This is a genomic window from Paenibacillus sp. 453mf (assembly GCF_900116105.1).
In the GTDB taxonomy this organism is placed as follows: Bacteria; Bacillota; Bacilli; order Paenibacillales; family Paenibacillaceae; genus Paenibacillus; species Paenibacillus provencensis.
The window spans coordinates 272,188-285,847 of record NZ_FPAC01000001.1; the positions used below are offsets into that span (position 1 = coordinate 272,188).

13 protein-coding genes are annotated in these 13,660 nt (G+C 34.7%); all 13 read left to right on the top strand.

Annotation, left to right across the window (positions count from 1 at the left end; all coding sequences use genetic code 11):
• Positions 1 to 40 precede the first annotated feature (40 nt).
• The 13 genes from BM415_RS01165 (at position 41) to rfbB (ending at position 13,646) form a co-directional block, all read left to right on the top strand.
• Positions 41 to 799: a tyrosine-protein phosphatase gene (locus BM415_RS01165; protein ID WP_091153712.1), complete on the top strand. Its 759-nt coding sequence runs from the start codon at positions 41 to 43 to the stop codon at positions 797 to 799.
• A gap of 38 nt (positions 800 to 837) precedes the next feature.
• A complete protein-coding gene (locus BM415_RS01170) occupies positions 838 to 1,587 on the top strand; it encodes a YveK family protein (protein ID WP_091153714.1) in 750 nt (249 codons plus the stop codon).
• A complete protein-coding gene (locus tag BM415_RS01175; RefSeq protein ID WP_091153716.1) occupies positions 1,568 to 2,257 on the top strand; it encodes a CpsD/CapB family tyrosine-protein kinase in 690 nt (229 codons plus the stop codon). The genes BM415_RS01170 and BM415_RS01175 overlap by 20 nt, the downstream gene beginning before the upstream one ends.
• Before the next feature lie 256 nt (positions 2,258 to 2,513).
• Positions 2,514 to 3,422 carry a UTP--glucose-1-phosphate uridylyltransferase GalU gene (gene galU, locus BM415_RS01180; RefSeq protein ID WP_091153718.1) on the top strand — a complete coding sequence of 303 codons (909 nt, stop codon included), beginning with the start codon at positions 2,514 to 2,516 and terminating at the stop codon, positions 3,420 to 3,422.
• Positions 3,423 to 3,466: 44 nt separating this feature from the next.
• Positions 3,467 to 4,114 carry a sugar transferase gene (locus tag BM415_RS01185; protein WP_244533241.1) on the top strand — a complete coding sequence of 216 codons (648 nt, stop codon included), beginning with the start codon at positions 3,467 to 3,469 and terminating at the stop codon, positions 4,112 to 4,114.
• Positions 4,115 to 4,136: 22 nt separating this feature from the next.
• Positions 4,137 to 5,234, top strand: a complete 1,098-nt coding sequence (locus BM415_RS01190; RefSeq protein ID WP_091153720.1) for a glycosyltransferase family 4 protein — start codon at positions 4,137 to 4,139, stop codon at positions 5,232 to 5,234.
• A gap of 40 nt (positions 5,235 to 5,274) precedes the next feature.
• A complete protein-coding gene (locus tag BM415_RS01195; protein WP_170862333.1) occupies positions 5,275 to 7,380 on the top strand; it encodes a DUF1972 domain-containing protein in 2,106 nt (701 codons plus the stop codon).
• 3 nt (positions 7,381 to 7,383) lie between these two features.
• Complete coding sequence (locus BM415_RS01200) at positions 7,384 to 8,679, top strand: O-antigen ligase family protein (protein WP_091153725.1); 1,296 nt, start codon at positions 7,384 to 7,386, stop codon at positions 8,677 to 8,679.
• Positions 8,680 to 9,804, top strand: a complete 1,125-nt coding sequence (locus BM415_RS01205) for a glycosyltransferase family 4 protein (RefSeq protein WP_091153727.1) — start codon at positions 8,680 to 8,682, stop codon at positions 9,802 to 9,804.
• 2 nt (positions 9,805 to 9,806) lie between these two features.
• Positions 9,807 to 11,267: an MOP flippase family protein gene (locus BM415_RS01210; RefSeq protein ID WP_091153730.1), complete on the top strand. Its 1,461-nt coding sequence runs from the start codon at positions 9,807 to 9,809 to the stop codon at positions 11,265 to 11,267.
• 17 nt (positions 11,268 to 11,284) lie between these two features.
• Positions 11,285 to 12,037, top strand: a complete 753-nt coding sequence (locus BM415_RS01215) for a sugar phosphate nucleotidyltransferase (protein ID WP_091153732.1) — start codon at positions 11,285 to 11,287, stop codon at positions 12,035 to 12,037.
• 22 nt (positions 12,038 to 12,059) lie between these two features.
• A complete protein-coding gene (rfbC, locus tag BM415_RS01220; protein WP_170862461.1) occupies positions 12,060 to 12,608 on the top strand; it encodes a dTDP-4-dehydrorhamnose 3,5-epimerase in 549 nt (182 codons plus the stop codon).
• Positions 12,609 to 12,632: 24 nt separating this feature from the next.
• On the top strand, positions 12,633 to 13,646 hold the full coding sequence (gene rfbB / locus BM415_RS01225; protein WP_091153737.1) for a dTDP-glucose 4,6-dehydratase: 1,014 nt from the start codon (positions 12,633 to 12,635) through the stop codon (positions 13,644 to 13,646).
• Positions 13,647 to 13,660 lie beyond the last annotated feature (14 nt).

The following is a 13,660-nucleotide window of genomic DNA, read 5'->3' on the forward strand; positions in this document are numbered from 1 at the left end:
ATTTTGATGAGGGGGGACATAGTATTGAGGGTGCACGCTTATGATTGAAATTCATTGTCACATCTTGCCTGGTCTGGATGATGGACCAACATCGATGGTTCGCTCACTGGCTATGGCACAAGCTGCTGTTGCAGCAGGGATCACCGAGGTTATTGCTACCCCGCATCACTTGAATGTGAGTCACGATAATCCGAGTCATCAAGTAGAAGAAGCCGTACAGTTGTTTAACTTGGAACTCAGGGAACATAACATTCCTTTGCAAGTTCGCTCGGGTCAGGAGATTCGAATTCACCCCAGACTTATCGATCTGTTGAATAATGAGGAGCTTCTTACCTTGGCTTCAAGTAAATATATGCTGCTGGAGTTGCCGAGCCGAGAGGTGCCTTCGTTCTTTCCCAACCTGCTTCACGAACTGAAGGTCCGGAATATCATACCTATCATTGCTCATCCAGAGCGTAATGCCGTCTTCCTGCGAGAGCCTGAATTACTCAGGCAATATATGAGTCAAGGTGCACTGTGTCAGATCACCGCTCAATCGTTCCTAGGGCTTTTCGGTCGAAAAGTTCAGAAATGGTGTTTTCATTTTTGCAAACAAAATGGGTTTCATTTCATTTCATCAGACGCACATGATATACAACGTCGCAATTTTGCACTCCAAGCTGCGTATGATCAACTCGAAGCAAGATTCGGGTCCGATTTGGTCGAGAAGTTGCAGACTAACGCACGAAGAGTATGGGATGACAGATTAGTAGAGCTTGCAGAGCCAGTCAACACACGGCGCAGGTTACTGCTATGGTGAGACTTTTGCGCGCTACAAGAATGAAGGAGGAATAGATTTTGGAACTCAAGGAGTACATGAGTATTTTACGGAAAAGGATTTGGCTGATAGCCGTGATAGTAATAATTGCATGTTTAGGTTCTGCTGTTAAAACTTATATGACTACAGCACTTTACAATGCAGAAGCAAAACTAATTGTAAACCAGGCATATGATCGCCAAGGTACAAATATGTTGGATTACAATTTAATACAAACCAATATTATGGTCATAAATTCCTATACCGAAATTATAAAGTCTTCTGCGATCCTTGATGAGGTGCTTAATGCATATCCTGATCTTGAGTATACACCAGAACAATTAGCTTCCATGATAACTGTATCCTCTGCAAATGAATCACAAGTAATGAATCTATCAGTACAGGCTACTTCATACGAAAAGGCAGCTAAGACTGCTAATGCGGTTGCAAGGATATTTGAGAAAGAAATTCCCTCTATCATGCAAGTCGATAACGTTACGATTCTTAGTCAAGCTCCATTAGAAAGAGATGCCGCTCCAATCAATATTAATCCAGTAATGAGTATACTCATAAGTTTTGTTGTAGGATTGATGCTTTCAGTCGGGCTTGTGTTTTTGCTTGAATATCTTGATGACACTTTTAAAACAGAAGAAGAACTTGAAAGAGAATTGGGATTACCCGTCATTGCGGTCATTGCAAAAATAAAAAAAGAAGATGTAAAACAATCTATTCATACAACATCATCACATGGGCAGGTAGGTGAGGGTACATATGCCACGATCAACCAATAATTCTCATAATCTTGTAACTGCGACTAATCCAAAGGCTCCTATTTCAGAGGCCTATAGAACCTTACGGACAAACGTACAATTTTCAGCTATAGATGAACAAATCAAAGTCCTTATGGTAGCATCCGCTCATTCAGGAGAAGGAAAAACTACAACAGTTAGCAATTTGGCTGTTACGTATGCTCAAGAAGGTAAAAAGGTCTTGTTAATAGATACAGATTTACGTAAACCATCTATACATCAAGTGTTTAGAGTGTCTAATCATGCTGGGTTATCAAGTGCACTTGCTGGTCAGTATCTTGTCCAAGAGGTATTGCAAAAAACTTCTCTTTATAATTTGGACGTTTTGCCATCAGGTCCAATTCCACCTAACCCATCTGAGATGCTAGGTTCAAAAAAAATGGTGACCTTGTTGGAAGAATTAAAGAAGACATATGAAATGATTTTGTTTGATACTCCTCCTGTTTTGGCAGTAACTGATGCCATGATTGTAAGTTCCTTATGTGACGGTGTCATTATGGTAGTTGGCTCTAGAAAAGTCAAGAAAGAACTCGTTAAAAAAGCAAAATCTCGTTTAGAACATGTTAATTCTAGATTGTTAGGCGTTGTATTTAATAACTTGCAATTAGACAAGAATCAATCCAGTTATATCAGTTATTACGGTGAAAAATAATAAAAACTAAAATTTTTAGGTAATGTCTACTATACCTCTATCATTGTAGGCACTCGGTTACACTGTGGGATTCACTGATTGTGAAACCTTAGACGTAAATCGTCAATGGTGTGATGTGAGGAAGGGTTGAATGCCCTATTATGAAATTGAAAGTAAGAATTGTATCGCTTACATTTTACTTACACTAGTAAACGGTACAACTCGTGCTTTTAAGTCAATCCACACTAATATAAGAAGAAGGATAGGGTGATGATGTATGAAAAAAGTTAAAAAAGCCATCATTCCTGCGGCAGGATTAGGTACAAGATTTTTGCCTGCGACAAAGGCAATGCCGAAGGAAATGTTACCAATCGTTGACAAGCCAACTATTCAATACATCATTGAAGAAGCAGTAGCATCAGGTATAGAAGATATCATTATTGTTACAGGTAAGGGAAAAAGAGCTATAGAGGATCATTTTGATAATGCATTTGAACTGGAACATACTTTACAAATTAAAGGAAAATTTGAATTGCTTGAAGAGGTTCGCAAATCATCCAATGTTGATATTCATTACATAAGACAAAAGGAACCAAAAGGACTTGGTCATGCGGTGTGGTGTGCTCGAAATTTTATAGGGGATGAGCCTTTTGCAGTATTGTTAGGTGATGATATTGTCGTCGCTGATGTTCCTTGTACAAAACAACTAATTAATCAGTACGATTTATTAGGAAAATCTATCGTAGGAGTTCGGTCAGTAAATTATGAAGATACAGATCGATATGGAATTATTGACCCTCTTAGTACAGATGGGAGATTATGTGCAGTTAATCGATTCGTGGAAAAACCCTTAATTGGCGAAGCGCCTTCTAATCTTGCGATCATGGGACGATATATCCTGAATCCTGAGATTTTTGACTACTTAGATGATCAAGAAATTGGAACGCATGGAGAAATTCAATTAACTGATGCAATTCAACGATTAAATGAAGCAGAGGGAGTCTATGCTTACGATTTTGAAGGAATTCGTCATGATGTTGGTGAAAAATTAGGCTTTATTCTAACTTCTATTGACTTTGCTCTGAAAAATGTAGAGCTTAGAATCCCAATATTAAAAGCATTAGGTGAAATACTCGAGAGAGAATCAGTTGAAGCACTAGCAATCGGTGGAGGTGAATTCGAGTGAGCTCCAATCCGCAAACGAATGAAGGGGAGTTAGCTCTAGAGGCAATTGTTTATGAAGGTAATAATGTAGAATTACAAGAGACAAATACAACGTATCTAATTATGAAAAGATTAACTGATGTAATTGCGTCGTTATTTGGCATCATAATACTCATTCCGGTGTTCTTGCTAATAGGAATATTGATTAAAATTGAGGACCCTAGAGGTCCTATTTTTTTTAAACAAATACGGATAGGAAAAAATGAAAAAGAATTTTATATGTATAAATTCAGATCCATGGTACACAATGCAGAGGATTTATTGGAAGGACTACTTGAACAGAATGAGATAAGTGGTGCCATGTTTAAAATGAGAAACGATCCGAGAATAACAAAGATAGGTAAGTTTATTAGGAAAACAAGTTTAGATGAGCTTCCGCAGTTATGGAATGTTTTAAAGGGTGAAATGAGTATGGTAGGTCCTCGCCCTCCTTTACCGAGAGAGGTTGCAGATTACTCTTTATATGACAAACAAAGGTTATATGTTATTCCAGGTTGTACAGGTTTATGGCAAGTATCTGGTCGAAATAATCTTGGATTTAAAGAGATGGTTGAACTTGATCTTAAATATATTCGTAATCGAAGGTATTGGTATGACATAAAGATTATTTTCAAAACTATAAGATTAATATTCGGTGCTAAGGATGCATTTTAAATAGTTGCAATGGAGGTTAGGGATGAGAATAGGAGTAGATGTTCATGTTTTAGCAGGCAAATTTCAAGGCAGTAGGACATACCTGCTGAATCTTTATAATGAAGTATTAAAGCATGGACAAGAGGAAAAATTTTATTTTTTCGGTCATTGGTCAAGTGATTACCCATATGGATCAAATGTTAATTATGTAAACTTTAAATCTCTCTCCAAGATAAAAAGGCTTACCTATGAAACAAGTCCATTATTAAAAAATAATAAGATTGATCTCTACCACACCACTTATATTTCTCCTATTATCACGCCTTGTGAGACTGTGGTAACTATTCACGATGTTTTATTTGAAACTCACCCTCAGTACTTTACGAAGAAAGAAGTAATAAGAAACAAAATATTAGTGAAGAACTCTGCAATTAGAGCAAAGCAAATTCATACAGTTTCACAATACTCTAAAGATAAAATAATCGAATTATATAATGTTCCTGAGGATAAGGTCAAAATCGTTCCAAATGGTGTGGATATTTCGAAATTCTCAGCTGATAACAAGTTAATCTCCAAAGAGATAGTACTAAAAGAATTTGGAGTTGAAAACTATATCCTGACCGTTGGTAGGATTGAACCGAGGAAAAATCATGTAGCTCTATTAAAAGCATACAAAATTCTAAAAGATAAAAATAAAAACAAAGGTAAGTTAGTTATTGTTGGAAAGCCAGATTTCGGTTTTAAGGAGTTCTTCAACTACATTGAACTAAATGGACTAAAGGAAGATGTGGTAATCCTCAATTCTGTTGACGATAATAATTTACCACATTTGTATAAGGCTGCGGAGATGTTTATATATCCAACCTTTGCAGAAGGTTTTGGAATACCACCTATCGAGGCTATGGCCAGTGGAGTCCCTGTTATTTCTTCCAATTTAACAGCTATCCCTGAAGTTATAGGTGATGCGGGGATATTAATAAATCCAAATAACGAGCACGATATTTATGAGCAGATTGTTAGGATCTCAGAAGATAGTGGTCTTCAAAATGATTTGATAAGAAGAGGGTTAAACCAATCAAAATTATGGAGTTGGCAAAATTCTGCATCAGCATACAAAAATGCATTAGATGAAATAAGCTGATATTTTTAATCAAAAATAATCTATAATGAAAGGTAAAAATATGAGCGATTATAGTAAGAAACGTGTTGCTTTCTGTGGTACAAGAGGGTTGCCAGCTAATTATGGCGGCTTCGAGACAGCAGTGGATGAGATAAGTAAGCGTATGGTTTCCCAAGGTTACGAGTGCACCATTTTTTGTAGGGGAGTAGAGACCAGAAAACAAGAATATGAAGGTCGAATCTTAAAATTTGTAAAAGGGAGTAAAAATAGTAAACTTGATACATTTTTTTCGTCTCTACAAACTGCTAGATACTTATACAAAAACAGACGAGATTTCGATTATATTTTATGGTTCAATAACGCAAACTTACCTGGGATTTTACTATCATTGATGATTGGATTACCTGTAGCTGTGAATACTGATGGTTTGGAATGGAGGCGAGCTAAGTGGTCTCCACCATTCAAACTTTATTATTTCTTATCTTCATTAATTATATCTTTGTTTGTAAAGGTGCTTATCTCTGATTCTCGTTCTATACAAGAATATTATAAGTCAGTCTTTAGAAAAGAAACTGAGTTTATTCCTTATGGAGTTCCAGAGAAAGTGGAATTTGGTTTTGAGGATGTACCTCAAAAAGTGTTAGATAAATACAATGTTGTGTCCAATAAGTATTTTTTACAAATAACAAGGTTTGAACCGGATAATCTACCGCTTGAAATTATTACTTCTTTTAAAGCATCTAAGTTATATGAACAAGGATACAAATTTGTGCTAGTCGGTTACAAACATGACTCGGATTACGTCTCTAAGATATTACAAATGTCAGGTACGAACGGCATAGAAGTACATCCAGCCAATTACGATCCCAAAGAACTATTTATTTTAAGGAAAAATGCTTTTTGTTACCTTCATGGAAATTCGGTTGGAGGAACTAATCCAGCACTTTTGGAAGCAATGCAAAGTTGTAAACGAGTATTAGCAATTGACGGTCCTTTTTCTAGAGAGGTACTAGGAAATAATGGCATGTTATTTAAAATAGATAATTTATTTGAAATGTTTGTTCAAGTTCTTTCAATGGAAGAACAGAGCATAGAAATGTCTAAAAGATTGAAAACTAGTTATGATTGGGATGCTGTCAGCGATGCTTATATAAACTTAACAGAAAAAAGAGCTTCCAATTATTTTGTTCATTATAACGACTCTCCGGAGAAAAAAGTTGGAATTATATTGGTCAACTATAATGGATATGAGGATACCTTAAGTTGCATAGACTCTCTCATGGAAATGAGCTACCTTAACAAGAAGATTTATTTGGTTGACAATTGCTCACCAGATCACTCAGGTAAAAAACTTCAAGAATACTACAGTTCGTATTCTACATCTACAATAGAAGTTATTCTTTTGAATTATAATTCTGGATTTTCTGGTGGCAACAACCCAGCTATAAAAATGGCAATGTCTGAAGGTTGCGAATTTATATGGCTACTGAATAATGATACGATTGTTGATAAGAATGCATTAAGGAATTTATCATTAACATTAGATAAAAATCCGAATGTTGGAATGGTTGGATCAAAAATTTATTTTTATGAGTCAAATAAAATATGGTATGCAGGAGGAGGGATCAATAAATTAGCTTTAATTTCTCATAGAGGAGCAGATGTAGAAGATACCAAGGGATATTTATATAATAATTCTTGCATAACTGATTACATTACGGGATGTAGCCTGTTAACAAGAGCAACCTTGATTGAAGAGATAGGTTTGTTAGATGAGGATTTCTTTTTATATTATGAAGATACTGAATATAGTGTAAGGGCACGTAGGGCTGGATGGAAATTGTTATATGAGCCAAACTCAATCCTATGGCACAAAGTTAGTGCTTCTACTGGAAGTAACTTTAGAGATCATGCGCCTATCTTGGATTACTACGATATTAGAAATAATGTATTTTTTATACGTAAGTGCTATCCCAGAAGCCAACGTTTTTTACCTTATTGTGGAGTTTTTATAAAAATAGTAAAAAAACATGTTCGATTGTTAGTTAGACCAGAAACAAGGAAATTAGAAAAATTAAAACAAATCTATAAAGGTATATATGATGCTGCAGTGTATAAGAGGCATAATACTGTGGTGAAAACAGATGCACCATATTTAGAGGAATGATACATGATGATAATAACAGGTGAACAAGTAAAGGCTAGCAAGAACATAGCCTTTTCTTTTTTGTCTATAGTGTTGATATTTTTAATATTTAGTTTAATGAATAGCCCTCCTTATCAAGCTGTATCATACTTTAAATTGATTGATAGTCCTATCGGAGCTATTTCTGTAAGTAAGTTCTTGATATTATTTTCATTTGTATTGCTTTTATTATCGATGATTGTTACTAATAGTAAGTATTATATTGCATTAAATGATTGTTTGGTGTACTTAATAACCTGTATGATTTTAATAAATATTACAATTATTTCGAAAGCGGCTTTCTTAATTTTTACTATTGTTATTCCTTATTTTATTGGAAGAATGGTAGTTAATTTACAATTAGAACATATTATCTTCAAAAGTTTAAAAGTGGCTGGTGTTCTGCAGAGTATATTAGTAGTTTATTCTACCTTTTTCAATCCAGTTATTATTCCATTACAGAATGAAATGTTATTTAGGGAATTTGGAAGTGGTTTGGACGGGAGTGTTTTTTCAGTTAGAGCGAGTGGAACAATTGGTCATCCCGTTGTATTGGCAGCAGTCCTGTTACCATCATTTATATGTTGGATCTATGAGCTGTTTAAATCAGTTAATGGTTCTAACACGAAAAGTACACTTATTAATCTCATTTTTTCAGCAGTACTGTCTTATAGCATTTTCTTAACATACTCAAGAGGAACTTGGATATCTGCTATGATTGTTGTTATCTTATTACTGTTCAAGTTCAGAATTTTAAAAAAACTTGGAACAATAATTTTAATATTAATAATGTTAGTATTATTAGCTACTTCACCAATCACTAGTGATATTATTAATAGGTTATTGTTAATAAATAGCAATGACGGATCATTTTCGCATAGATTATATATGTTTAAGTGGACATGGGAAGAAGTTATCAGGTCAGTGTCTTCATTTTTGTTTGGTTATGGGTCGGGTGGAAGCAGTGATAGGTTAATCATTAATCCTCCTCCTGATGGATTTTTAGCAATTGACAATGCGTATTTAACATTTTTACATGAGTTTGGATTGGTTGGTTTATTAATTATATTCATAATTTTGTTTAGAAGTATATTTCATAGTGAATCTTCACACAGTTGGATTGTTTTTGTGATTCTAGGTCAGGTATTCAATGGTTTTACTTTTGATGTTAGCTACTGGGAACAAGCAGGTGCATTGATGTGGCTAGTTATTGGTCTATCTTCTGTTAATTTTAATAGAAGAAAACAAAATTTAAACCAAGATCTTAAGGTGGCTAGGTGAATGATGAGTAGGTTATACATTCTACATGAAAATGGTGCACCGCGGCATTTCGAATCGCTTTTTCATCTTAATAAAGAACAAGGGCTATATGATGAGATTGTACAGGTTGAATTTACTTTCCTAAGACAATTGATAAAAGGAATAGTAAGAAGGCGGCCTGAGTTTCTTTTGAAAGGGATAAAAAATTTCTGGGTTATCCTAACATTAATCTTTAGTAAAAATAAGCATTTAATAATTGGAGCAGCTCCTTATGATGCATTTATTTACTTGCTTTATATACTTAAACTAAATCATCAAGTGACTTATTATTCATCCTGGCCATATTGGAATAAAGAGCGCTATCCTAAAAAGATCCGAAGTAATCTTCAATTCAGATTGTGGGAGAAATTTTTGGAGGACATTAATGTCGTAGGGGTTACAGACCATGTCACTAGAGGTCTATCTAATTATACCTCATCAACTACAGTGATTCCCCATTGTGTTGATCCGAATATTTTTAGATACCAGGAAAGTTCTAAAGATAGAACAGTTTTTAGAGTTCTTTATGTAGGGAGATTGATCCAAGACAAAGGGATCCGAGACATCATTGAAATGATAAACAGTCTTAAAAGAGAGCGAAATTTAGAGTGGTGGTTTGTTGGAAGCGGTGAATTAAGCAAAGAAATAGAAGAGATCTCCCAATCGAGTAGCAATGTTAAATTTTTTGGTCAAATCAAGGAACAAGCAAAGCTTAGTGAAATATATAATGCTTGTGATGTGTTATTATTGCCCTCTAAACCATCTAGTAATTGGGAAGAATTGTTCGGGATTGTTATTATTGAAGCAATGTCATGTGGTGTAATTCCAATATCTTCGGATGCTGTCGGACCGAGAACGATAATAGAGCATGGCAAAAATGGGTATATTCTCAGTTCTCCAATGGTTGTTGAAGATGCTCTAAATTTGATCTTAGAGGTTAAGAATAATGCTAAACTTTGGGAGCAATTATCTTACGAGGCTTTAAAGACAGTAACTCAAAAATATACTATTGACATAACATCTGATTTATGGAGTATTGCCTTGAATAAATTACATTCTGAACTTAATGCCCACAAAAATTATAAACAAAGTAAATTAGGTGGATAAATATGTCATTAAAACAAGCGGGCATAAATGCATCCAAATGGAGTAGTACTGCTACAATATTAATTACTTTAATCCAATTAATTCAGTTAGGAGTTCTATCAAGGCTTTTAACAGCGACAGATTATGGATTAATGGGTATTGTTACAGTCATTGTTGGATTTGCACAAATATATACAGATGCTGGCATTTCTAATGCGATTATGCATCATAAAGATATGGAACAAAGACAGCTCTCCAGCTTGTATTATTTGAATGTTGCTTCGGGAATTATAGTATTATTTCTCGTTGTAATTTTATCTCCATTGATAGCTGGATTTTATAGTGAGCCTGGTCTTATTGAACCATTAATATGGATCTCATTGGTGTTTGCTGTAATTCCAATTGGTCAGCAATTTCAAATTCTATTCCAGAAGGAACTTGAATTTAACAAGTTAGCCATTTTTGATATAACAGCAACAATAACAGGGTTTATCGTTGCTGTTATAAGTGCCATTGCAGGCTCTGGAGTTCTCGCATTGGTGTGGGGGCAATTGACTAACTCGTCTGTGAAATCCTTGCTATTGTTTCTATTTGGAATCAGAAGATGGCCATTATTAGCACACTTCAAATTTAATGAAACTCGGAAGTTTCTAAGCTTTGGATTTTATCAAATGGCTGAAAAAACAGTTCATTTTATTAGTACCAACTTGCCAAATATAATAATAGGACGATTTTTTGGTATAGAAGCGCTTGGATATTATACTTTTGCATTTCAGATAATTATCATACCAATACAGAAGATTGTTCCTATATTCACTCAAATTTCGCTTCCATTATTCGCGAAAGTTCATGAAGACCAAGAAAGATTAAAACGAGGTTATCTTAAAGTCATGCAGTTTTTAGGCTTGATTAACTTCCCAATCTATCTTGGTCTTATTGTTGTTTCACCGGAATTTATTCCGATTGTATTTGGACAAAAGTGGATAGATAGTACTCCCATCGTACAGATACTATGTGGAATGGGGTTGTTAAGATCGACAATCAGTCCTATCAGTTCGTTATTCATTGCAAAAGGCCGAGCTGATCTTAGTTTTCGTTGGACATGTATAACAATGATATTTATAATACCTGGCATCGTAATAGGGGGAATCATTAACGGTGTAATAGGGATAGCCATCGGATATCTTTTGGCTCAATGCTTCTTAGTGATTTTAAATTACTTATATTCTATAAGGAAGTTACTTGGTCCGTGTCTGAAAGATTATTTTACAAGTTTTATGAATCCTTTTATTTTGAGTTTAATAATGGCTGCCCTGGTATTTGTACTTCAGATATTTGTAAATGAGGCAGATTATCTTAGTTTAGCAAGTCAAGTATTTATTGGAGTAATAAGCTATTGTGCTATAAATTTTCTTTTAAATCGAGATGTTGTGTTAGAAGTAGTGAGTGCTGTATTCAAAAAAAGCCAAAAAGTAGCATTATAAAAAAAGGAGTGTTGAAAATGAAAGGGATTATTTTAGCTGGTGGTACAGGGTCAAGACTTTATCCTCTAACAAAAGTAACAAATAAGCATCTGCTTCCTGTTGGAAAGTATCCAATGATATATCACTCAATAGGGAAATTAAAAGAAGCAGATATCCATGATATTCTTATCGTAACAGGTCGTGATCACATGGGAGATGTTGTGAATTTACTTGGAAGTGGTTATGAATTCGGGGTTACATTTACTTACAAAGTTCAGGATCAAGCAGGAGGAATTGCTCAGGCTCTAGGTCTTGCTGAGAATTTCGCAAGAGGGGAGTCCATGGTAGTTATTCTTGGAGATAATGTATTCTCTGACGATTTAACTGAATATGTTTCTAATTTCAGAAAACAAGGCGCTGGCGCGAAAGTTTTGTTACAAAAAGTTGAAGATCCCGAGAGATACGGTGTTGCTGAACTTGAAGGTAATACAATTATGTCTATAGAAGAGAAGCCGAAACTCCCCAAAAGTCCATATGCTGTAACGGGCGTATATATGTATGATTCAGAAGTATTTGATATAGTGCGGACATTAAAGCCTTCGGGTAGAGGGGAATTAGAAATAACAGATGTAAATAATGCTTATATTGAAAAAGGTTTGCTAACGTACGATATCTTGAATGGATGGTGGACTGATGCAGGAACACATGATTCTCTTTCGTATGCGAATGAATTAATGAATAAACAAGAACTTGATTTAACTTTTGGAAAGATTGCAACTGCAACAAAATAGACTAAGATGTGGAGTGGGAATGTTGAAAGTAGTTGAAACTAATATTCCAGATGTTCTAATCATTGAAACCTCGGTGTTTGGAGATCACCGGGGTTATTTTACTGAGACTTACAACAAACAAAACTTCACTGAAGCCGGCATTACTCACGAGTTTATTCAAGACAATCAGTCTTTTTCAGCGGAGGCAGGCACGATCCGTGGTCTTCATTATCAACTTAAAAACGCTGCACAAACAAAGCTAGTAAGAGTTATTAGTGGAGCGATCTATGATGTTGCAGTTGATATACGTAAATCTTCACCTACTTATGGAAATTGGGTAGGGGTTATTTTGAGTGAAAGTAATAAACGGCAATTACTGATACCCAAAGGATTTGCACACGGATTCTGTACAATTGTGCCAAATACATTAGTTCAATATAAAGTAGATGCTTTATATTCTAAAGAAAACGATAGAGGAATTATATGGTCAGACAAAGATTTAAATATCGATTGGCCAATGTCCAAGGTTATATTATCGGATAAAGATCAGGTCCATCCTTCTTTTAATAACGCAGACAATGATTTTATTTAAATGAAATTTAAAGGGGATAAAAATATGAAGCTTTTAGTAACGGGTGGAGCAGGCTTTATTGGGAGTAACTTTATACATTATATGCTTAAAACCTATAGTGAAATATCAATTATAAACTTGGATAAATTAACTTATGCAGGTAATCTAGAAAATTTAAAAGATGTTGAAGACAATCCGAGTTACACTTTTATTCAAGGAGATATTGCAGATAATAATTTAATCAAAAAAATCGTTGCAGTGCATAATATTCAGGTTATTGTAAACTTTGCAGCAGAATCACATGTGGATCGAAGTATCTCGGACCCATCAATATTTGTTCAAACCAATGTTTTAGGTACTCTTTCTTTGTTGGAAGCGGCAAGAGAATGTAATATACAAAAATTTGTACAAATATCTACCGATGAAGTGTACGGTTCTCTTGGAGACACAGGCTATTTCACTGAGCAAACACCTTTAGCACCAAATAGTCCTTATTCTGCAAGTAAAGCAAGTGGTGATTTATTAGTTAGAGCTTATCACGAAACTTATGGGCTTAACACTAACATAACTCGTTGTTCAAATAATTATGGACCTTTTCATTTTCCTGAAAAATTAATTCCTCTTATGATTACAAATGCATTAGAAGATAAACCATTGCCTGTATATGGAGATGGGAAAAATGTGAGAGATTGGTTGCATGTATCTGATCATGCTTCAGCGATTGATCTAGTAATCAATAAGGGAAGAGCAGGGGAAGTTTATAATATAGGAGGACATAACGAGCGATGCAATATAGATATTGTAAATCTTATACTTGAACACTTACAGAAATCTGATGAATTGATTAGATATGTCGAAGATCGTAAAGGGCATGACAGAAGGTATGCTATTGACCCGACTAAGATAGTTGAAGAACTAGGTTGGCAGCCTAAATATACGTTTGATATTGGAATTAAAGAAACAATTGAATGGTATCTAAATAATTATGCATGGTGGGAACGAATTAAATCTGGTCAGTATATGGAATACTATAAATCTCAATACGCTACTAGAGTATAGCCTATAGCTTTGTT